The 19,204-nt window shown below is 68.3% G+C and carries 21 protein-coding genes; 13 read left to right on the top strand and 8 right to left on the bottom strand.

All coding sequences use genetic code 11. The features are described from left to right. Window positions 1-155: 155 nt before the first annotated feature. Window positions 156-650, top strand: a complete 495-nt coding sequence (locus ABD116_RS16040; protein WP_343969824.1) for a heme-binding beta-barrel domain-containing protein — start codon at window positions 156-158, stop codon at window positions 648-650. On the opposite strand, the gene ABD116_RS16035 is transcribed toward ABD116_RS16040, so the two are convergent. Both ABD116_RS16035 and ABD116_RS16030 read right to left on the bottom strand, forming a co-directional pair. After that, a complete protein-coding gene (locus ABD116_RS16035) occupies window positions 647-1,324 on the bottom strand; it encodes a response regulator (RefSeq protein WP_343969821.1) in 678 nt (225 codons plus the stop codon). The genes ABD116_RS16040 and ABD116_RS16035 overlap by 4 nt on opposite strands. Then, window positions 1,317-2,573 carry a sensor histidine kinase gene (locus ABD116_RS16030; RefSeq protein WP_343969818.1) on the bottom strand — a complete coding sequence of 419 codons (1,257 nt, stop codon included), beginning with the start codon at window positions 2,571-2,573 and terminating at the stop codon, window positions 1,317-1,319. The genes ABD116_RS16035 and ABD116_RS16030 overlap by 8 nt, the downstream gene beginning before the upstream one ends. A 153-nt stretch (window positions 2,574-2,726) precedes the next feature. On the opposite strand from ABD116_RS16030, the gene ABD116_RS16025 reads away from it, so the two are divergent. Continuing rightward, a complete protein-coding gene (locus ABD116_RS16025; RefSeq protein ID WP_343969815.1) occupies window positions 2,727-4,097 on the top strand; it encodes a cation:dicarboxylate symporter family transporter in 1,371 nt (456 codons plus the stop codon). Between the two features lie 123 nt (window positions 4,098-4,220). On the opposite strand, the gene ABD116_RS16020 is transcribed toward ABD116_RS16025, so the two are convergent. Continuing rightward, window positions 4,221-5,045 (bottom strand): LLM class flavin-dependent oxidoreductase, encoded by an 825-nt coding sequence (locus ABD116_RS16020; RefSeq protein WP_343969812.1) that lies wholly within the window; start codon window positions 5,043-5,045, stop codon window positions 4,221-4,223. A 108-nt stretch (window positions 5,046-5,153) separates the two neighbouring features. Here ABD116_RS16020 and ygfZ point away from each other — a divergent pair, with 108 nt between their 5' ends. From ygfZ to ABD116_RS15995, 5 genes are all read left to right on the top strand, one after another. Further along, window positions 5,154-6,149 carry a CAF17-like 4Fe-4S cluster assembly/insertion protein YgfZ gene (gene ygfZ / locus ABD116_RS16015; RefSeq protein WP_343969809.1) on the top strand — a complete coding sequence of 332 codons (996 nt, stop codon included), beginning with the start codon at window positions 5,154-5,156 and terminating at the stop codon, window positions 6,147-6,149. Between the two features lie 68 nt (window positions 6,150-6,217). Beyond that, window positions 6,218-7,213 carry an asparaginase gene (locus ABD116_RS16010; RefSeq protein WP_343969806.1) on the top strand — a complete coding sequence of 332 codons (996 nt, stop codon included), beginning with the start codon at window positions 6,218-6,220 and terminating at the stop codon, window positions 7,211-7,213. Between the two features lie 80 nt (window positions 7,214-7,293). Next, window positions 7,294-7,779 carry a helix-turn-helix domain-containing protein gene (locus tag ABD116_RS16005; RefSeq protein ID WP_343969803.1) on the top strand — a complete coding sequence of 162 codons (486 nt, stop codon included), beginning with the start codon at window positions 7,294-7,296 and terminating at the stop codon, window positions 7,777-7,779. 20 nt (window positions 7,780-7,799) lie between these two features. Beyond that, window positions 7,800-8,333, top strand: coding sequence for a hypothetical protein (locus tag ABD116_RS16000; protein WP_343969800.1), 534 nt, complete (start codon window positions 7,800-7,802; stop codon window positions 8,331-8,333). A 90-nt stretch (window positions 8,334-8,423) separates the two neighbouring features. Next, a complete protein-coding gene (locus tag ABD116_RS15995; RefSeq protein ID WP_343969797.1) occupies window positions 8,424-8,777 on the top strand; it encodes a DUF2516 family protein in 354 nt (117 codons plus the stop codon). Between the two features lie 3 nt (window positions 8,778-8,780). On the opposite strand, the gene ABD116_RS15990 is transcribed toward ABD116_RS15995, so the two are convergent. Then, window positions 8,781-9,590: a L,D-transpeptidase family protein gene (locus ABD116_RS15990; protein WP_343969794.1), complete on the bottom strand. Its 810-nt coding sequence runs from the start codon at window positions 9,588-9,590 to the stop codon at window positions 8,781-8,783. 84 nt (window positions 9,591-9,674) lie between these two features. Between ABD116_RS15990 and ABD116_RS15985 the strand changes: the two genes are divergently transcribed. Continuing rightward, complete coding sequence (locus ABD116_RS15985) at window positions 9,675-10,169, top strand: O-acetyl-ADP-ribose deacetylase (RefSeq protein ID WP_343969791.1); 495 nt, start codon at window positions 9,675-9,677, stop codon at window positions 10,167-10,169. A 54-nt stretch (window positions 10,170-10,223) separates the two neighbouring features. Here the strand turns inward: ABD116_RS15985 and ABD116_RS15980 are convergent, their stop codons facing one another. Both ABD116_RS15980 and typA read right to left on the bottom strand, forming a co-directional pair. After that, window positions 10,224-10,778, bottom strand: coding sequence for a L,D-transpeptidase (locus tag ABD116_RS15980; protein WP_343969788.1), 555 nt, complete (start codon window positions 10,776-10,778; stop codon window positions 10,224-10,226). Between the two features lie 144 nt (window positions 10,779-10,922). After that, complete coding sequence (gene typA, locus ABD116_RS15975) at window positions 10,923-12,785, bottom strand: translational GTPase TypA (RefSeq protein ID WP_343969785.1); 1,863 nt, start codon at window positions 12,783-12,785, stop codon at window positions 10,923-10,925. Between the two features lie 272 nt (window positions 12,786-13,057). Here typA and ABD116_RS15970 point away from each other — a divergent pair, with 272 nt between their 5' ends. Further along, on the top strand, window positions 13,058-13,693 hold the full coding sequence (locus ABD116_RS15970) for a TetR/AcrR family transcriptional regulator (protein WP_343969782.1): 636 nt from the start codon (window positions 13,058-13,060) through the stop codon (window positions 13,691-13,693). Between the two features lie 337 nt (window positions 13,694-14,030). Here ABD116_RS15970 and ABD116_RS15965 read toward each other — a convergent pair whose 3' ends face one another. Both ABD116_RS15965 and ABD116_RS15960 read right to left on the bottom strand, forming a co-directional pair. Then, the gene (locus ABD116_RS15965) at window positions 14,031-14,777 is read right to left on the bottom strand and encodes an SDR family NAD(P)-dependent oxidoreductase (protein ID WP_343969779.1); all 747 of its coding nucleotides are present in this window, start codon (window positions 14,775-14,777) and stop codon (window positions 14,031-14,033) included. A 44-nt stretch (window positions 14,778-14,821) separates the two neighbouring features. Continuing rightward, window positions 14,822-15,607, bottom strand: coding sequence for an SDR family oxidoreductase (locus ABD116_RS15960; protein ID WP_343969776.1), 786 nt, complete (start codon window positions 15,605-15,607; stop codon window positions 14,822-14,824). 147 nt (window positions 15,608-15,754) lie between these two features. On the opposite strand from ABD116_RS15960, the gene ABD116_RS15955 reads away from it, so the two are divergent. The 4 genes from ABD116_RS15955 to ABD116_RS15940 are packed head-to-tail and all read left to right on the top strand — an operon-like array spanning window position 15,755 to window position 19,186. Beyond that, window positions 15,755-16,648 (top strand): helix-turn-helix transcriptional regulator, encoded by an 894-nt coding sequence (locus ABD116_RS15955; RefSeq protein WP_343969773.1) that lies wholly within the window; start codon window positions 15,755-15,757, stop codon window positions 16,646-16,648. 4 nt (window positions 16,649-16,652) lie between these two features. Beyond that, a complete protein-coding gene (mshA, locus tag ABD116_RS15950; protein ID WP_343969769.1) occupies window positions 16,653-17,945 on the top strand; it encodes a D-inositol-3-phosphate glycosyltransferase in 1,293 nt (430 codons plus the stop codon). Continuing rightward, entirely contained in the window at window positions 17,942-18,430 is a 489-nt protein-coding gene (locus ABD116_RS15945) for a type III secretion system chaperone family protein (protein ID WP_343969766.1), read from the top strand. Before mshA ends, ABD116_RS15945 begins: the two co-directional genes overlap by 4 nt. A 9-nt stretch (window positions 18,431-18,439) precedes the next feature. Continuing rightward, window positions 18,440-19,186 carry a phosphoglyceromutase gene (locus ABD116_RS15940; RefSeq protein ID WP_343969764.1) on the top strand — a complete coding sequence of 249 codons (747 nt, stop codon included), beginning with the start codon at window positions 18,440-18,442 and terminating at the stop codon, window positions 19,184-19,186. Window positions 19,187-19,204: the final 18 nt, after the last annotated feature.

The raw sequence follows: 19,204 nt of genomic DNA, 5'->3' as shown, positions 1-19,204 counted from the left end.
TAGCTCAGACCGCTGCCGCCATCCCCTAGACTGACAATCGTGCTACACGTCATCTTCACGACCCTGCTGGTGCTCGTCACCGTGTTCATGGGCTGGTTCTCGGCGTTCGTCGTCTACCGGCTGTACCGCGGCCGCGCGGCGAACTGAGGCGCGAGATGGCGTTCGAGATCCCGCAGGACCTGCACCCCGACCTGATGCCGCTCGCCTGGCTGCTCGGCCGGTGGGAGGGCCGCGGTCACGGTGACTACCCGACGATCGAGAAGTTCGAGTTCGGCCAGCAGATCGACTTCAGCCACAACGGCAAGCCGTTCCTGCACTACGTCAGCCAGACCTTCGTGGTCGGCGAGGACGGCAAGCGCGAGCGTCCGCTGGCGATGGAGACCGGGTTCTGGCGGCCGAAGCCGGACGGCAAGCTCGAGGTCGTGATGGCCCACCCGACCGGCTTCGCCGAGGTTTGGTACGGCGAGATCGACGGCGCCAAGATCGAGATGCGCACCGACGTGATCGCTCGCACCGTCACGGCCAAAGAGGTCAACGCCGGCCACCGCCTCTACGGCCTGGTCAAGGGCGAGCTCCTCTGGGCGTACGACATGGCCGCCGAAGGCCTCCCGCTGCAGCCCCACCTCTGGGCAACGCTCGTCCGCGTCTAGCTTTCGGACACCCAGGAGTACTCAACCTTCGGCCGTCCGCTCCGGCCGTCATAGCGTTGGGTTCGCAACGCCTGGCCCTGGTCGGCCAGGTGCTCCAGATAGCGTCGGGCGGTGATCCGGGACGTACCGATCGAGGCCGCGACCTCCTCGGCGGTCCAGCCTTCGCGGTCGCCGAGCAGCGTCACCACGCGGTCAAGTACAGACCCCGCCAAGCCCTTGGGTACCGACGAGCTGGTTGCCGGATGCAACAACCGGTCGACCTCGTCCTGATCGGCGACAACCTGTCCCGACTCCGCAGCACGCCGTTGCCGCGCATAAGCACTGAGCCGATCCCTCAACGTTTCAAAGGCAAACGGCTTCAACACATACTGCACGACCCCGATCCGAGCAGCAGCCTGTACCGCGGCCACTTCGCGAGCAGCCGTCACGGCAACCACATCGGTTTGGTTGCCAGCAGCACGCATTCGCCGTACTACGTCCAGCCCGTGCCCATCCGGCAGGTTCATGTCGAGCAGCACGAGATCGACCTGCTCGTGGCTCAGCACATGCAGGGCGCGCGCCGCAGTACCGGCGAGACCGACGCAGACGAACCCCGGCAGCCGATCCACATACACCCGATGCGCCTCGGCAGCCACCGGATCGTCCTCGACCACCAACACGCGCAGGTCAGGCATCAGTGCCCCGTAACCGAGGCAACCGCACCCTGACGGTCAACGCCGGTACGTCGTCCAGCTCGGAATCCGGATCCACCATCAACGTCCCCTGCCAGCGCTCGACGGTACTGCGAACCAGCACCAGCCCCAACCCGTGCCCCGGCTCGGCCTTCGTCGTCCAGCCCCGGTCGAACATCCGCGCCAACTCGGCCGCCCCCAACTCGGCGCCGGTGTTCGTCACCGCGAGGTCGATGTACTCGGCGCTCGTCGATGCTTTCAGCTCGACCCGTCGCGGCGCAGTACCGCCGCGCGCTGCCTCGACCGCGTTGTCGAGCAGGTTGCCGACGACGGTGACGATGTCCTGGGCGGGGAGCTTCGTGTGCAGTGCCTCCGAGCCGAGCTCGAGCGTGAGCAGCACACCGCGCTCCTGCGCCTGGGCGAGTTTGGCGAGCAGCAGCGACGCGAGCACCGGGTCGCCGACCGTGCCGACGACGCGATCGGTCATCGCCTGGGCGAGCTGCAGCTCGGAGACGGCGAACTCCCGTGCGCGCTCCGGCCGGCCGATCTCGATCAGGCTGACGACGGTGTGCAAGCGGTTGGAGGCCTCATGGTTCTGCGCCTGCAGCGACTCGGCCAGGCTGCGGACAGCGTCCAGTTCGCCAAGCAGAGCTTGCAGTTGGGTGTGATCCCGCAGCGTGACGATCCGGCCGGAGCGGGCGGGTTGCTGGTTGACCACGACGACGCCGAGCGCGCCGAGGTGCAGTTCGTCGTACGCCGTCCTGCCGGCGCGCAAGAGACCCGAGAGCGTCGCCGGAAGGTGAAGGTCGTCAACCGTCGTACCGGGTGGGACGTTGCGCAGGGCGAGCAGCCGCCGGGCCTCGTCGTTGATCAGCTGGACGTGGCCGTGCGAGTCAACCAGGATCAGGCCTTCGCGCGCTGCCCGGAGCACGCCCTCGTAGAAGTCGAGCATCCAGGCCAGCGCCTGCGTGCCCATCCCGCGGGTGGTGTGCCGGACCCGCCAGCTGACCAGCGCGTTGCCGGCCACCGCGACGCCGAGCAGCAGGCTGGCGACGCCGAGCATCGAGCGCAGCTCCAGCTGGATCAGGTCACCCCAGCCGGTCGGCGCGATCCCGGCCGCGGCGGCGTCCCGGTCCGCCTGGGTCCGGGAGTGCGCGAGCAGCACGATCCAGACCAGCACGATCATCACCGAGACCGTGGCCGTCTGCAGCCAGAACACCTGGCGGCGCAGCTCCCACGGGCGGTCTCTCATAGCCGCCATTCTCCACACCACTGCCCCAACTGGCATGCCGCGCGCCTGGCGAGGTGATTCGGTCGCGAACGATATGAACGAAATGCGCAGTTGGCTTGTGCGTCACGTCACAGTTACTCAGAACCCGCCCGCCCGGCAAATCAGGAGTCCCCCATGGCGAGCCCCACCGCACCCCGACCGACTCCGGTTCGCAACGACCGGACCCACTTCCTCTACATCGCCGTCATCGTCGCCGTACTGCTCGGCATCGGCGTCGGTTTCATCTTCCCGGACTTCGCGATCGAGCTGAAACCGCTCGGCACCGGGTTCGTGAACCTGATCAAGATGATGATCAGCCCGATCATCTTCTGCACCCTGGTGCTCGGCATCGGGTCGGTCCGCCAGGCCGCCAGCGTCGGCAAGGTCGGAGGTCTCGCGCTCGGCTACTTCCTGGTGATGTCGACGGTCGCGCTGGCCATCGGGCTGGTCGTCGGCAACCTGGTCCAGCCCGGTTCCGGCCTGAACCTGACCGACAAGCTGCGCGACGCGGGCCAGAAGCAGGCCGCCGGCGCGCACGAAGGCACCACCGACTTCCTGCTCGGCATCATCCCGAAGACGATCGTCTCGTCGCTGACCGAGGGCCAGGTCCTGCAGACCGTGCTGGTCGCGCTGCTGATCGGCTTCGCGCTGCAGGCGATGGGCTCGAAGGGCCAGCCGATCCTGGACGGCATCGGCCACATCCAGCGGCTGGTCTTCAAGGTGCTGTCGATGATCATGTGGGCGGCGCCGGTCGGTGCCTTCGGCGCGATCGCGGCGGTCGTCGGCGCGGCCGGCAGCACCGCGCTGGTCAGCCTGCTGAAGATCATGCTGGCCTTCTACATCACCTGTCTGCTGTTCGTGGTCGTCATCCTCGGCACGATTCTGCGGGTCGTCACCGGGCTGTCGATCTTCCAGCTGCTCAAGTACCTGGGCCGTGAGTTCCTGCTGATCGTCTCGACCTCGTCGTCGGAGACCGCGCTGCCGCGGCTGATCGGCAAGATGGAACATCTCGGCGTCGACAAGTCGGTCGTCGGTATCACCGTCCCGACCGGGTACTCGTTCAACCTGGACGGCACCGCGATCTACCTGACGATGGCGTCGCTGTTCATCGCCGAGGCGATGGACCAGCCGTTCTCGATCGGTCAGCAGATCTCCCTGCTGGCGTTCATGATCCTGGCCTCCAAGGGTGCCGCCGGTGTCACCGGAGCAGGGCTCGCGACGCTGGCCGGTGGTCTGCAGTCGCACCGGCCGGAGCTGGTCGACGGCGTCGGCCTGATCGTCGGTATCGACCGGTTCATGTCCGAGGCCCGGGCCCTGACGAACTTCGCCGGCAACGCGGTCGCCACCGTCCTGGTCGGTCACTGGACCGGCGGCTTCGACAAGGAACAAGCTCGCCAGGTCTTCGCCGGCGAGGACCCGTTCGACGAGGTCGCCTTCGCCGCCGGCGACACCCACGCCGGCGACGTACCGGCCGCGGTAGAGCCCGCACCAACCACAGCCCACTAAGTACCCCGGACCGCCGGCCTCCCTGCGACCGGCCGGCGGTCCGGCCTCCAAGACCATCTGTCCCACCCCTCAACGCTGCCCGTCGACTCCCAACCGTCTGGGAGTCGGCGGGCAGCGTGCTTTCTACTTGCCGTTGAGCATCTCGACGACCGGGGCCAGCTCGTCGAGGTAGTCGGTGTTGATGGTGATGTACGACGCGCCGAACTCGTCCCGCCGGCGCTGGAGTTCGTCGGCCATCTCCTGCGGGGTGCCGCGCAGGAGCATGAGCGAGTCGCTCTTCTCGAGGTCGGCGGGGTCGAGGCCGGTCGCCTTCTTGCTCCAGGCGGGCAGTTCCGTCGTACCGGCGGCGAAGAGGTTCATGGCCAGCTCGATCTGGTCCGCGCGCTCGCCGGCCAGCTCGCGGAGCTCCTGGGTGAGCTGCAGCATCTCCTCGCGCGGTGCCGTCGCGGGCTTGGCCAGGGAGACGATGTCCGCTCGGGCTGCGGCCAGGGCGAGCGAGCGCGGTCCACCCGACGCGAGCATGATCGGCGTGTGCTGGTCGCCGTCGAGCTTCGCCAGCTGGTCCAGCGTCTCGCGGACCTGGTCCCGGCGCTCCTTGGCCGATCCCCACGGCAGGCCGACCTCGTTGACCTGCTGCTCGGCCTGGGGGCGCCCGGTGCCGATACCGAAGTCGAAGCGGCCGTCGGTCAGTACCGACAGCGTGTGGGCGTCCCAGGCGGCTGAGCGCGGCGGGCGCAGGGGTGCGGCGGCTACGAAGGTGCCCACCCGGATGTCGGCGGCCATGGCGGCCACTGCGAGCGTGGGGAACGGTGACAGCAACTGCAGGCCGTCCGGCATCAGCACTGTCGAGTACCCGAGGCCGGCGGCCCGGCGTACCGTCCGCTTCCACTCCTCGGCGCCGCGGTCCGCGCTGCCCACCACACCGAACCGGAATGCCCTGTTCGTCATCGTCCTGCTCCTCTCGAATTTGGTACTACCAGCCTTGCGGCACGTGGTGTTGTCCACATCCCACAGCGGGAGGCAGTCGGCGTACGCCGGTGGACGTACTCTGGTGACATGTCACTGACGCGTAGCCCTCTGCTGGACCTCCCTGGCGCTGTCGAGGCCGACGGGCTGGACGCCGGGGTCGCCGCGCACTACGGGTCCGACCTGCGCGAGCAGCGGGCCCTGGTCGCGGGCAAGGGCTTCGTAGACCTCTCCCACCGCGACGTGGTCACCATCACCGGCCCTGACCGCCTCACCTGGCTCCACGCGATCACCAGCCAGTACTTCGAGGGCCTACGCCCCGGCACGTCGACCACAGCCCTCCTGCTGTCGCCCACGGGGCACGTAGAGCACGCCATGTACGGCGTAGACGACGGCGAAACCTTCTGGCTCCACACCGAGCCCGGCGCCGCAGCCCCGCTCGTCGAGTGGCTCCAGAAGATGGTCTTCATGTCCCGAGTGGAGATCAAGGACGTGAAGGCCGACTACGCCATCGTGTGGCGTCCAGGTCCGGCGCCTGCGGATGGTCCGCTGACTCGCAGTGGAGCGGACTCTCTGGGCGGACACGAAGTCTTCCTCCCCAGACAAGAACTCAGTTCTGTTGAAGGACCTCCGGCTGGCGTCTGGGCCTACGAAGCTCTGCGGATTGAGGCTGGTGCGCCTCGCCTTGGGCTGGATATGGATGAGCGGGCTATTCCGAACGAGCTCGGCTGGCTTGGTGTCGGCGTGCACCTCGACAAGGGCTGCTACCGCGGGCAGGAGACGGTGGCTCGGGTGCACAACCTCGGGCGGCCGCCGCGGCGGCTTGTGCGGTTGCATCTGGATGGGTCGGTGGATCACCTGCCGGCGCACGGGTACGCAGTGCGGGTCGGGGACAAGCAGGTTGGGTTCATCGGATCCGCGGCGCGGCACCACGAGTACGGGCCGATCGCGCTCGCGCTGATCAAGCGCAACGTGGACCCGGAAGCCGTGCTCGAGGTCGTCGCCGAGGATCAGCCGACGGTCACCGCCACGCAGGAGTTGCTCGTCGACCCCGAGGTCGGCCTGCACGTCCGCGCCCGGCTGTGAAATTTGTGAGCCGGATCATCTCCTATCCAGCTGTTTGCCCCTGACCTGCGCGCCGTACAGTTTCAGCCGTGACCGAACCTGTGATCCTGGCCGACGTCGTCCGCAGCGGTTTCGTCGAGGGCCATCACCGCGGCTCCGTCGTGGTGACCGCGCCCGACGGCTCCGTCGAGTGGTCGGCCGGCGTGATCGACGAGCCGATGTTCCCGCGCTCGTCCAACAAGCCGATGCAGGCGCTCGGCATGCTCCGCAACGGCCTGGAGCTCGACGGCGAACTACTCGCGCTGGCCGGCGCTTCCCACTCGGGCGAGTCCTTCCACCTGGACGGCGTACGCCGGATCCTCGCCGGCGCAGGCCTCGACGAGTCGGCCCTGCGCACGCCCCCGGCGTACCCGATCGACGACCAGGCCCGCGACGAATGGGTCCGCGCCGGGCACGGCCTCGACCGCATCACCATGAACTGCTCCGGCAAGCACGCCGCCATGCTCGCCACCTGCGTAGCCAACGACTGGCCGTTCCACGACGACGCCAATGCTGACGGCGCGGTCTGGGGTCCGAACGACTACCGCTCCCCGAACCACCCCCTCCAGCAGGCGATCCGTACCGCCGTAGAGGACTCCGCCGGCGAGAAGGTCTCCTACGTAGCCGTCGACGGCTGCGGCGCCCCGATCCTCGCCATCACCCTCTCCGGCCTGGCCCGCTCCTTCGGCCTCTTCGCCGCAGCCCCCGCCGACACCCTCGAGGGCCGGGTAGCCAACGCGTTCCGCAGCCACCCGGAGTACGCCAGCGGGAGTAGGCGCGACGAGTCCGCCCTCATGCACGCCATCCCCGGCCTGTTCTGCAAGGCCGGCGCCGAGTCCGTCTACGCAGTAGGCCTCGCCGACGGCCGCGGCCTGGCTGTGAAGATCGACGACGGTACTCCGCGCGCCCGCGCCGTCGTGATGGCCGCGACGCTGCAGAAGCTCGGCGTCGACCACGAGGAGATCACCAAGCAGACCCGCTCCCCGCTCTACGGCGGCGGAATCGAGGTCGGCGCCGTGCAGCCGCACCCGAAGGCGTTCGCCTGACCGTCCGTTACCCGGCGTAGTGAGCGGCCTCACGTCGAGTCTGCTTGCAATTGCAAGCACCCTGCTAGCACTATGGACGTATGGCCAGGTTGAGTGATCGTGCAGCGGGTGCTGTCGGTTCGGTGGGGGAGTACCTCGCCGAGCAGCGCCGGCACGCGCAGTTGTCGTTGCGGCAGCTGTCCGACCTGGCCGGGGTGTCCAACCCGTACCTGAGTCAGATCGAGCGTGGGCTGCGCAAGCCGTCCGCGGATGTCCTGCAGCAGTTGGCGAAAGCCCTGCGGATCTCGGCCGAGACCCTGTACGTACGGGCCGGCATCCTCGATCCGGACGAGAGCGAGGGCGGCCGGCGTACGCCGGGAGTGGTCGACGCGGTCCTGCTCGACCCGGCGCTGAACGAGCGGCAGAAGCGCGTGCTGCTCGACGTGTACGCCTCGTTCGTCCGTGAGAACACGACCGACGGCTCCGACGACGAGCCCACGACGGCAACCGCGCCGGCGAAGAAGCCGGCCGCTGCCAAAAAGACCCCTGCAACACAACGCACCACCACCAAGACCCCGCTGAAGTAGACCTCACGAGGAGATGCCAGATGGCAACCCGTACCCCCGTCACGCCCCTGTACGCGATCGCCGGCGCCGGCGACCTGGCCGTGGAGAAGTTCCGCGCGGTCAGCGAGGACGTCACCACCCGGTTCGCGAAGCTGGACCAGAAGACCCTGCAGTCGTCCCTGCAGACCGAGCTGACCAAGCGTCAGGCCGAGCTGAGCAAGCGCCTCGAGGTGCTCGCCGCCGAGGCCAAGACCGTTCCGGCCAAGCTGCGTGAGCTGCCGTCGGTCGCCCAGGCCGGGCTGACCACCGTGCTCGGCCAGGCCGAGGAGACCTACGAGGACCTCGCCGGTCGCGGCAAGGACCTGGTCACCCGGATCCGCAGCCAGAAGGCCACCGAGGACCTGGCCGCCCAGGCCAAGACCACGGTGAGCAAGGCCAAGGCCACCCGGACGACCGTGAAGAAGACCGCCGACACCGCCACCCGCAACGTCAAGGCGACCGCGACCAGCGCCCGCAAGACCGCTGCGAAGGCCACCAAGGCTGCCGAGGCGGCCGCCGAGAAGGTCGGCGACTGAGAGTAGTTCCGCGGCTCTGCGTAGTACGGGTGGTCCTGATCCGGGTTCGACGGATCGTGGGGCCACCCGTGCCTACGTTAGGCTCGTTGCATGCTCGCACTCGCCACGTTCCAGAACCTGTTCCCAGGGTTCGCTGATCCCATCAGCGTGATCTGGTGGGTCGTGCTCGGTCTGAAGCTGGTGGCCCTGCTCGACGCAGCGTTCCGGCCGAGGGCGGTGTTCGTCGCCGCCGACAAGCTGACCAAGCCCGGCTGGGTGCTGATCCTGTCGGCCTTCACGCTGTCGCAGATCTTCCAGGGTGGCTGGCTGAGCTTCTTCGGGCTGATCGGGATCGTGGCCGCCGGTGTCTACCTGGTGGACGCTCGTCCCGCACTGCGGGCAGCCTCCGGCCGGGGCCGCGGCGGCTGGGGAATCCGCCGCCGCCGGGGCCCGCGCCCGCTCTAGGTACTACGAGCGGTAGACGATCACCTTGTCGCCGACGTGCACCTGGTCGAAGAGGATCTTGATCTTCGCGAGGTCGCGGACGTTGACGCAGCCGTGTGAAGCGCCGTTGTACCCGCGGGCGGCGAAGTCCGACGAGTAGTGCACGGCCTGGCCGCCGCTGAAGAACATCGCGAACGGCATCTTCGAGTCGTACAGCTTCGAGACGTGGTTGCGGCTCTTCCAGCCGACCGTGAAGCCGCCCTCACGGGTGGCCGTCTTCTGCGCTCCGAACCGGACGTCCAGCTGCATCTTCACGACGCCGTTCACCACGTACCGGAGTTTGCGGGTGGTCTTGTCGATGCAGAGAGCGACACCGGTCGCGCACCGCTGGTCGAGCTTCTTGCCGTCCACGACCGGGGCCGGCGGGAAGAGCTCGGCCTGGGTCGGCTCGTGAGTGGCCGCGGTCAGCTGGGTCCAGGTGAACTGGTCGATGTACCCGAGCGGTGGAATGCCCTTTGATTTCTGGAACTTCTTCACCGCGGACCGGGTCATCGTGCCGAAGTCGTCGTCCATCCACTGCTGGTCGAGCAACTTGAGCTGCACCAGCCGCGCCTCGACCTTCCGCACCGAGGCCCCGCTGGACCCGTTGCTCCACAAGGCCTTCGGATAGATCGGCAGTTCCCCACTGACCTCGAACGGCACCGTCTTCACATCAGCCGTCCGGCTCTGCTGCCCCGGCGCCGCCGACGCACTGATGGCCGTCCCACCGATCGCGACGACGACCACAGCCGCCACCACGTTACGAACAACCAGCGCACCACGAGTCCAGCGCATCGGAACCCCTCGAGTAGATCTGTCCCAACACTCCTGAGACGCCCACACACCCCACATGGTTGGCACCCCAGCCTAAGGTATTCCATGGAAATCGACCTCTCGACGGCCGACATCACCACCGTCCCGACCGGCGCGATCGTGAACGCCGCCCACCACGCACTGCGCGGCGGCGGAGGCGTCGACGGCGCCATCCACCGCGCCGGCGGCCCGTCGATCCTGGCCGATTGCATCGCGCGGTACCCACACGGCGTACCGACCGGTGAAGCGGGGTGGACGACGGCGGGGAACCTTCCCGCGCGGTACGTGATCCACGTGGTCGGCCCGAATTACACCGCTGGGCAACGGGATCCGGCGTTGCTCGAATCCTGCTACCGCAACGCGTTGCGGCTGGCGGACGAGCTGGGAGTCGACGAGTTGACGGCTCCTGCGGTGTCGGCGGGCATCTACGGCTGGCCCAAGGAGTCGGCGGCGGAGATCGCCGTACGGACTCTGCGAGAGACCCGGACGGCTGTCCGGCGGGTGACCTTCTGTCTGGTGGAACCCCGGTTGTACAAGGCGTTCTCGAAGGCGCTGGGGTAAAAGGCAAGCGGCCGGCCCCCGCGAGGGGAGCCGGCCGCTGAAGTACCAGGTGGATCAGGCGTTGTAGACGAAGACCTTGTCGCCGATCTTGACCTTGCTGAAGATGAAGTCGATCTTCTTGCGGTCGCGCATGTTGACGCAGCCGTGCGAGGCGCCGTTGTAGCCGCGGGCCTTGAAGTCCGACGAGTAGTGCACTGCCTGGCCGCCGCTGAAGAACATCGCGTCGGGCATCGGCGAGTGGTAGATCGAGGAGACGTGGTTCTTCGACTTGCGGTAGACCTTGAAGGATCCGTTGCGCGTCGGGGTCTTGGCCGCGCCGAAGCGCGCGTCGCCCTCGGCGATCAGCTTGCCGTTGACGATGAACATCACCTTGCGGGTCTTCTTGTTGATGCACAGGTAACGCCCGGTCATACACACCTTGGCAATGTGCCGTCTGCCCGGTACCAGCACCGTCTTCTTCGCCGCGGCCTTCGTCGCGACGGCGGCCTTGGTGGCCACCACGGTCTTGGCGGCAGGAGCAGCCTCGGCCGTCGTCGCGGCGGTGAGAACGCCTACTCCCAGCATCGCGACCGCCGTGGTGGTGGCGCCGAGCTTACGCAGAATGCCCATGGTCCTTTTCCTTCCCCCAACTTGTTTTGCTTCCGATATGTCAGACGCCGCAGCCCGCCACCTGGTTCATAACGATCCGGAAATTTCCCCCGACGGATCGCGGAACCAGGTGAACGGGCTACTAGAGCTAGCTAGCGGGTGCTCTCAGGCCTTGTTCTTGCGGCCGAGCTTCGCGCGCTCGATCTGAGTCAGCGCGAGTTTACGGATCCGGATGGCGTCCGGGGTGACTTCGACACACTCGTCCTCGCGGCAGAATTCCAGCGACTGCTCCAGCGACAGCTTGCGCGCCGGGACCAGCTTCTCGAACTCGTCCGCGTTCGACCGGACGTTGGTCATCTTCTTCTCACGGGTGATGTTCACGTCCATGTCGTCGGCGCGCGAGTTCTCGCCGACCACCATGCCCTCGTACACATCGGTACCGGGCTCGCAGAACATCGTGCCGCGCTCCTGCAGGTTGACCATCGCGTACGACGTGGTGACGCCGGTCCGGTCCGAGACCAGCGAGCCCGACGGGCGGGTGCGCAGCTCGCCGAACCACAGCTCGTAACCCTCGAACACGTGGTGCGCGATACCGGTACCGCGGGTGTCGGTGAGGAACTCGGTCCGGAAGCCGATCAGGCCACGCGCCGGGACCAGGAACTCCATCCGGACCCAGCCGGTGCCGTGGTTGGTCATCTGCTCCATCCGGCCCTTGCGGACCGCGAGCAGCTGGGTGACGGTGCCGAGGTACTCCTCGGGGCAGTCGATGGTCAGCCGCTCGACCGGCTCGTGCCGCTTGCCGTCGATCTCCTTGGTGACCACCTGCGGCTTGCCGACGGTCAGCTCGTAGCCCTCGCGGCGCATCTGCTCGACCAGGATGGCCAGCGCCAGCTCACCACGGCCCTGCACCTCCCAGGTGTCGGGACGCTCGGTCGGCAGCACCTTGATCGACACGTTGCCGATCAGTTCGCGGTCGAGCCGGTCCTTGACCAGTCGCGCGGTGACCTTGGTGCCCTTGACCCGGCCGGCCAGCGGCGAGCTGTTGGTACCGATCGTCATCGAGATGGCCGGCTCGTCCACCGTGATGAACGGCAGCGGCTTCGGGTTCTCCGGGTCGGCCAGGGTGTCGCCGATCATGATCTCCGGGATACCGGCGATCGCGACGATGTCACCCGGGCCGGCCGAGTCGCCGGGAACGCGCTCGAGCGCCTCGGTGATCAGCAGCTCGGTGATCTTGACCTTCTGGATGGTGCCGTCGTGCTTGCACCAAGCGACCTGCGAGCCCTTCTTCAGGGTGCCTTCGTGCACCCGGACCAGGGCGAGCCGGCCGAGGAACGGCGAGGCGTCGAGGTTGGTGACGTGGGCCTGCAGCGGCGCGCCCTCGGTGTACTCCGGGGCCGGTACGTTCGCCAGGATGGTCTCGAACAGCGGCTCGAGGTCTTCGGAGTCCGGCATCCCGCCGTCTTCCGGCTGGGTCAGCGAGGCGCGACCGGCGCGGGCCGAGGCGTAGACGACCGGGAAGTCCAGCGCCGACTGGTCGGCGTCGTGGTCCAGCAGATCGAGGAACAGCTCGTAGGTCTCGTCGACGACCTCGGAGATCCGGGCGTCCGGCCGGTCCACCTTGTTGACCACGAGGATCACCGGCATGTTGCGGGCCAGCGCCTTGCGCAGCACGAACCGGGTCTGCGGCAGCGGACCCTCGGAAGCGTCCACCAGGAGGACGATCGCGTCGACCATCGACAGGCCGCGCTCGACCTCACCACCGAAGTCGGCGTGGCCGGGGGTGTCGATGATGTTCAGCGTCATCTGTTCGCCGTTGGCCATCTTGTGCCGGACGGCGGTGTTCTTGGCGAGGATCGTGATGCCCTTCTCACGCTCCAGGTCACCGGAGTCCATCGCTCGCTCGTCGACGTGCTGGTGGGCTCCGAAGGCACCGGACTGCCACAGCATCGCGTCGACCAGGGTGGTCTTCCCGTGGTCGACGTGGGCCACGATGGCCACGTTGCGCAGATCATTACGGAGGGGCATGCGGAAGCGCTCCAAGCAAGTCGGATTGAGGTCAGGCGGTGGCTACGGCAAGTCCTACGTGCCACTGGAGACGCAGTGCGCAGCCATCTCATCCTACCCGTCACCGGGGGTAGTGCCGAATCCGGTTGAGCCTTTGACATTCGTTCGCTGTACGTACAGTCTATGTGTGGGCGCCTGGGGAGGGGTCCAACTCGGGGGCCGAGTCACCGGGGGCCGAGTGACCGTGGGGGGTGGACTCGGCTCCCGAGGGCTTCGGCCAGGAAAGAAGTGACGTGCCGCGATCGGCCAGCACGAACCGTGAGCTGCGCGAGAAGTCGCGCGAGCGCATCCTGAGCGCTGCCCTCGAGGTGTTCGCCGAGAAGGGCTACGAAGCGGCGTCGATCTCCGACGTCACGCAGCGTGCCGAGGTGTCACGGGGTCTGGTCACCTACTACTTCGCGACCAAGCAGGAACTCGCTGCCGAGTTGCTCGACCGCTGGCTGGACGGCATCGGCGCGATCCTCACCTTGCAGGGCACCGCGGACGAGAAGCTGGCCGGCATCATCGACGGGACGTTGATGGCGGCCGCGACGACGCTGGAGATCCAGCGGCTGGCGATCACGCTGATGATGCAGCCGTCCACGCACGAGGTCTTCGCCGAGGTGGAGGCGGCCAAGGCGGACCGGGTGGTGGAGATCGAGGACGCGATCCGGTCGATCTTCGCCGACCGCGGTGCCGAGGATCCCGCCGTCGAGGAGATGTTGCTCAGGGCAACATTGGAGGGGGTGACGGTGAAACTGGCGATCTACCCGCAGACCTTCCCGGTGGAAGCCGTCCGGCGCCGCTTGTACGAGTCGTACGCCCTGCCGGCGCCGGCGGCGCCACTGCCGATCGGCTCGCCGCCGGTCGACCGGCTACGAGCCAAGTAGCGCAAGGCTGGTGCTGGTGCTGGTGCTGGTGCTGGTGCTGGTGCTGGGTGCGGCGGCGTGGTTGCGGGGTTGGCGCAACAAGGACGTCTGTGGTTCGCAGCTGCGCGGATCCCGCGGAGGTGGGAGTCGATGGGGCACCTTGGCAAGGTGGGTCCTGCTTCGGGGTGACGATCGCAAGGTCGGCCGGTTCGCGGGGTGCTGTCGGCCGGACGGGTGGCTGGGATGGGGAAACGGGCCGGATTGGGCTCGGCCACGGGGCGGCTGGCGGCATTTCGTACCGCTGGTGTCAAGCTTCACGCCAGCCGCCCGGGAACCTGCCAGTGGCCGACCCGAGCGGTCACTGCACCCGGTGGACCTTGTGTTGGGCTGCTTGGGCTCGGGGGCGGACTGTGAGGCGGTCGATGTTGACGTGTTTGGGGCGGGTGGCGATGTAGGCGACGATGTCGGCGATGTCGTCGGCGACCAGCGGTTCGGCTACGCCGGCGTAGACGGCGTCGGCCTTGGCCTGGTCGCCCTCGAAGCGGGTCAGGGCGAAGCCTTCGCTCTTGACCATGCCCGGGGCGATCTCGCAGACGCGGACCGGCTGGTCCCACAGTTCCAGGCGGAGGGTGTCGACGACTGCCTTCGCCGCGTGCTTGGCCGCGACGTACCCGCCGCCGCCTTCGTAGGCGACCTGGCCGGCCGTGGAGCCCATCACGATGATCTGGCCCTCGGCGGCGATCAGGGCCGGGAGCAACGACTTGGTGACGGCGGCGACGCCGATCACGTTCACCTCGAACATCTGCCGCCAGGCTTCGAGGTCGGCCTCGGCGACCGGCTCGAAGCCGAAGGCGCCGCCCGCGTTGTTCAGCAGCAGGTCCACCCGGTCGCCGACCGCCGCGGCCAGCGCGGCGACGTCCTCGGCCTTGGTGACGTCACACTGCACCGCGCGGCCGTCGATCTCCTTGGCCAGCGCCTCGATCCGGTCCAGCCGGCGGGCGGCGCAGACCACCTCGAACCCCTCCCGGGCGAGATACCGGGCCGAGGCGGCCCCGATCCCACTGCTGGCTCCGGTGACGACGGCGACAGGACGGCTGGAAGTCATGTCCCCAGTCTTCCACCAGCGCGGATCGGGGCCGGAGCGGCGTCTCACGCCTGGCGGGTGGGCAGGACGACGAGGTGGCTCAGGTTGACCTCGCGGCGGCGGGACACGACGTACGCGACCAGGTCGGCGACGTCGGCCGAGGCGATCGGGCCGATCGCGTCAAACATTCCGGCCAGCCCCGCCTGGGCCTCCTCGGACAGGTGAGTACCCAGCTCCGACTCGGTCAGTCCGGGCTCGACGTTCGTCACGCGTACGTCGTACGGCGAGAGGTCGGCCCTGATCGCGTTCGAGAGTTGGGTCACAGCCGCCTTCGTCGCGCCGTAGACGCCGTAGCCGGGGAAGACGAGGTGCGAGCCGATCGACGAGATGTTGACCAGGTCGGCGGTACCGCCCTCGCCCGCCGCCTCGATCAGGCCGGGGGTGAAGGCGCCGATCAATCGCAGAGTGCCGGTCAGGTTGGTGTCGATCATCCGGGCCCAGTCATCCGAGCGGGCCTGCTCGATGGGCGCGGACAGCATCACGCCGGCCGAGTTGACGACGAGGTCGACCCGGCCGAGCCGCTCGCCGATCACCTCGACGCCCCGGTCGACCGAGTCCTGCTGCGTGACGTCCATCCCGACACCGAACGCCGAGCCGCCACCGGCCGTGATGCGTCCGGCCAGTTCGTCCAGCCGATCGGTACGCCGGGCCACCAACGCCACCGAAGCCCCGTCGGCCGCGAGCCGCTCGGCGATCGCGGCCCCGATGCCACTGGCCGCGCCGGTCACGACGGCGCTCCGGCCGGCCAGCGGAAGGGTGCTGGTGGACTGCTGAAGAACAGTGCTGGTCATTGCTGAAGCTCCTAGGGAAGAAGGTTGATGACCTCAGCCTCGCGATCCCGCCGGCCCTTACCCAGACGTCTGTCGAGCCTGGGTCCTGCCGAACCTGGTTCTGCCAGGACCAGGCTCGGCGGACCCGCGACGCGGATACTGGGGAGCATGGACCGCCGCGAGGAGCTGACCGAATTCCTGAAGTCGAGAAGGGCCCGGGTGCGTCCCGAGGACCTCGGCCTGAAGGTCTTCAACGGCCGGCGGCGTGTGCCCGGCCTCCGGCGTGAGGAGCTGGCCCAGGCGTCCGGGGTGAGCGCCGACTACTACGTCCGGCTGGAGCAGGGGCGCGCCGACAACGTCTCGCAGGAGATCCTCGACGCTGTCTCCGAGGTGCTCGGGCTGGACGATGCCGAGCGGGATCACCTTGCCCGGTTGGCGAAACCGGTACGCCGCAAACGCCAGCGGCGGGCCGTTCAGCGGATCCGGCCGGCCCTGCAGCAGCTGTTGAACGCGATGGACGGCGTACCGGCGTTCGTGCTCGGTCACCGGATGGACGTGCTCGCCTGGAACCAGCTGGCCGCGGCCCTGGTCGGCGACTTCGCTGAGCTGCCCGCCAAGGACCGGAACATGCCGCGCAGGGTCTTCCTGGACGAGTCGTCCCGGGAGTTCTACCCGCAGTGGGACGCGGTCGCGGCGGAGAGCGTGGAGTACCTGCGGCTGTACGCAGGCCGCTATCCCGATGACCCGGAGCTGGCGGAGCTGGTCGGCGAGCTGTCGATCCACAGTGCTGAGTTCCGGGAGCTCTGGGCCCGGTACGGGGTCAAGGACAAGTGTTTCGGGGTCAAGGTGATGCACCACCAGCTGGTGGGTGAGCTGACCCTGCAGTACGAGACCTTCACCCTGCCTGATGACCCCGACCAGATGCTGGTGACGTACTCCGCCGTCGCTGGGTCCGATTCCGACCAGGCATTGCGGCTGCTGGCCAGCTGGACCACGCCGGCGCCGGAGCTGCCCGATAGGGAGAAGTCCCGATTTCCTTCGAAGGCCCCGGAGTTACCCTGACGAGGTGACCCAACCTTCGGCAGACCGTCCTCTCCGGCGGGTCGCGATGATCAGCCTGCACACCTCACCGCTGGATCAGCCCGGGATCGGGGATGCCGGCGGGATGAACGTCTACGTCGTCGAGCTGTCCAAGCGGCTGGCCACGCTCGGGATCGAGGTCGACGTCTTCACCCGCGCGACCTCGTCGGCGCTGCCCGCGAAGGTCGAGCTGATGCCCGGCGTGACCGTGCGGAACGTGGCCGCGGGCCCCTACGAGGGCCTGTCGAAGAACGAGCTGCCCGCGCAGCTGTGCACGTTCGCCCGCGCCGTACTGCGGGCCGAGGCGATCCGCGAACCCGGGTACTACGACGTCATCCACTCGCACTACTGGCTCTCCGGCCAGGCCGGCCTGCTCGCCCGCGACCGCTGGGCCGTGCCGCTCGTCCACACCATGCACACGATGGCCAAGGTCAAGAACGCCAGCCTGGCCGAGGACGACGTACCGGAGCCGCCCGCCCGCCTCCTGGGCGAGGAGCAGGTCGTCGAGGCGGCGGACCGCCTGCTGGCCAACACCGGCGACGAGGCCCAGGAACTGATCAGCCTGTACGGCGCTCAGCCGGCGAAGGTCGGGGTGGTCAACCCCGGTGTCGACCTGGATGTGTTCAGCCCGGGCGACCAGTTGGTGGCGCGGAAGGCACTCGGGCTGCGGCCGGACGCGATCGTGCTCGCCTTCGTCGGCCGGATCCAGCCGTTGAAGGCGCCGGACATCCTGATCCGGGCCGCGGCCAGGATGCTCGAGAAAGACCCGGCGCTGCGGGACCGGCTGGTGGTCGCGATCATCGGCGGCCCGTCCGGCAACGGGATGGAGCACCCCGAATCGCACGCCCAGCTCGCCCGTGAGCTGGGCGTCTACGACGTGACCTGGTTCGTCAAGCCGATGGCCCGGGCGGCGCTTGCCGACTGGTACCGGGCGGCGTCGGTGGTCTGCGTACCGTCGTACTCGGAATCCTTCGGCCTGGTCGCCCTGGAGGCCCAGGCCTGCGGTACGCCGGTGGTCGCCGCGGCCGTCGGTGGCCTGACCACTGCCGTCGCGAACGGGGTGACCGGGCTGCTCGTGCCCGGGCACGACATCGGTGACTTCGCCGACGCGCTGCACCGGATCGCGACGAATCCGGGGCTGCGCGAGACGATGAGCCGCGCGGCGGTCAGGCATGCGAGTGGCTTCGGCTGGGAACTGACCGCCGAGAAGACGCTCGCGGCGTACCGGACGGCGCAGCAGACGATGGCGGCCGAGCTGGCCCAGGAGGTCGATCGATGAGGGTGTCCGCGGCGGATGTGATCCGTCAGGTGCTGGACGAGAACGAGCTCGACTACACCGAGGCCGAGCCAGGGGTGTTCGCCGCGGACCTGCCCGGCGAGCGCAAGCTGAAGACGACGGTGCAGCTGACGGTCGGCAGCCAGGCGGTCCAGGTGCACGCATTCGTCGCGCGGCGCCCGGACGAGAACCACGAGGCCGTCTACCGGTGGATGCTGGAGCGCAACCTCAAGATGTACGGCGTCGCCTTCGCGGTCGACCATCTCGGCGACATCCACCTCGACGGCCGGGTGCCGCTGCACGCGATCACCCCGGTCGAGGTGGACCGGTTGCTGGGAGCGGTACTGGAGTACGCCGACTCGTCCTTCAACACCATCCTCGAGCTGGGCTTCGGCTCGTCCATTCGCAAGGAATACGAATGGCGGGTCAAGCGTGGCGAATCGACCCGGAATCTGGACGCGTTCATGGGCTGGCTGGAGCCTCGCTAGTCTGTCCGTATGACTTACCGCCTGATCCTGCTGCGCCACGGCCACAGCGACTGGAACGCCAAGAACCTGTTCACCGGCTGGGTCGACGTCGACCTGAACGACCAGGGCGTGAAGGAGGCGCACCGTGGCGGCCAGCTGCTGCTGGAGCGCGGCCTGCTGCCCGACGTCCTGCACACCTCGGTCCTGCGTCGCGCCATCCGGACGGCGAACATCGCGCTGGAGGAGGCCGGCCGGCAGTGGATCGACGTCCGCCGCTCCTGGCGGCTGAACGAGCGCCACTACGGCGGCCTGCAGGGCAAGGACAAGAAGCAGACCCTGGAGGAGCTCGGCGAGGAGCAGTTCATGCTGTTCCGCCGCTCCTACGACACCCCGCCGCCGGCGATCGAGCGCGGTTCGGAGTTCGACCAGGCCGGCGACCCACGGTACGCCGGCCTGCCGTCCGAGTTGCTGCCGGCAACGGAGTGCCTGAAGGACGTCGTCGAGCGGATGCTGCCGTACTGGTACGACGCGGTCGTGCCGGACCTGCGGGCCGGCAAGACCGTCCTGGTCACCGCCCACGGCAACTCGCTGCGCGCCCTGGTCAAGCACCTCGACAACCTGGACGAGCAGACGATCGTCGGCCTGAACATCCCGACCGGCGTCCCGCTGTACTACGAGCTCGACGACGACTTCAACCCGCTCAAGCCCGGCGGCGAGTACCTCGACCCCGAGGCCGCCGCGGCCGCGATCGAAGCAGTCAAGAACCAGGGTCGCTAGCAGAAACGGTGTACCCGA

Source organism: Kribbella koreensis (genome assembly GCF_039525325.1).
Lineage (GTDB): Bacteria > Actinomycetota > Actinomycetes > Propionibacteriales > Kribbellaceae > Kribbella > Kribbella koreensis.
Note: the sequence above shows the minus strand (reverse complement) of the source record. Positions and strands in the feature narration are given on the sequence as shown.

What these genes read in the sequence shown, in the direction of transcription:
- ABD116_RS16020 (WP_343969812.1), bottom strand. Translation starts at nt 5,045, where the DNA reads ATGACGAACAGGGCATTCCGGTTCGGTGTGGTGGGCAGCGCGGACCGC.
- ygfZ (WP_343969809.1), top strand. Translation starts at nt 5,154, where the DNA reads ATGTCACTGACGCGTAGCCCTCTGCTGGACCTCCCTGGCGCTGTCGAG.
- ABD116_RS16040 (WP_343969824.1), top strand. Translation starts at nt 156, where the DNA reads ATGGCGTTCGAGATCCCGCAGGACCTGCACCCCGACCTGATGCCGCTC.
- ABD116_RS16025 (WP_343969815.1), top strand. Translation starts at nt 2,727, where the DNA reads ATGGCGAGCCCCACCGCACCCCGACCGACTCCGGTTCGCAACGACCGG.
- ABD116_RS15985 (WP_343969791.1), top strand. Translation starts at nt 9,675, where the DNA reads ATGGAAATCGACCTCTCGACGGCCGACATCACCACCGTCCCGACCGGC.
- ABD116_RS15965 (WP_343969779.1), bottom strand. Translation starts at nt 14,777, where the DNA reads ATGACTTCCAGCCGTCCTGTCGCCGTCGTCACCGGAGCCAGCAGTGGG.
- ABD116_RS15990 (WP_343969794.1), bottom strand. Translation starts at nt 9,590, where the DNA reads ATGCGCTGGACTCGTGGTGCGCTGGTTGTTCGTAACGTGGTGGCGGCT.
- ABD116_RS16030 (WP_343969818.1), bottom strand. Translation starts at nt 2,573, where the DNA reads ATGAGAGACCGCCCGTGGGAGCTGCGCCGCCAGGTGTTCTGGCTGCAG.
- ABD116_RS15955 (WP_343969773.1), top strand. Translation starts at nt 15,755, where the DNA reads ATGGACCGCCGCGAGGAGCTGACCGAATTCCTGAAGTCGAGAAGGGCC.
- ABD116_RS15995 (WP_343969797.1), top strand. Translation starts at nt 8,424, where the DNA reads ATGCTCGCACTCGCCACGTTCCAGAACCTGTTCCCAGGGTTCGCTGAT.
- ABD116_RS16005 (WP_343969803.1), top strand. Translation starts at nt 7,294, where the DNA reads ATGGCCAGGTTGAGTGATCGTGCAGCGGGTGCTGTCGGTTCGGTGGGG.
- ABD116_RS16035 (WP_343969821.1), bottom strand. Translation starts at nt 1,324, where the DNA reads ATGCCTGACCTGCGCGTGTTGGTGGTCGAGGACGATCCGGTGGCTGCC.
- ABD116_RS15960 (WP_343969776.1), bottom strand. Translation starts at nt 15,607, where the DNA reads ATGACCAGCACTGTTCTTCAGCAGTCCACCAGCACCCTTCCGCTGGCC.
- ABD116_RS16000 (WP_343969800.1), top strand. Translation starts at nt 7,800, where the DNA reads ATGGCAACCCGTACCCCCGTCACGCCCCTGTACGCGATCGCCGGCGCC.
- ABD116_RS15980 (WP_343969788.1), bottom strand. Translation starts at nt 10,778, where the DNA reads ATGGGCATTCTGCGTAAGCTCGGCGCCACCACCACGGCGGTCGCGATG.
- ABD116_RS15940 (WP_343969764.1), top strand. Translation starts at nt 18,440, where the DNA reads ATGACTTACCGCCTGATCCTGCTGCGCCACGGCCACAGCGACTGGAAC.
- ABD116_RS15945 (WP_343969766.1), top strand. Translation starts at nt 17,942, where the DNA reads ATGAGGGTGTCCGCGGCGGATGTGATCCGTCAGGTGCTGGACGAGAAC.
- typA (WP_343969785.1), bottom strand. Translation starts at nt 12,785, where the DNA reads ATGCCCCTCCGTAATGATCTGCGCAACGTGGCCATCGTGGCCCACGTC.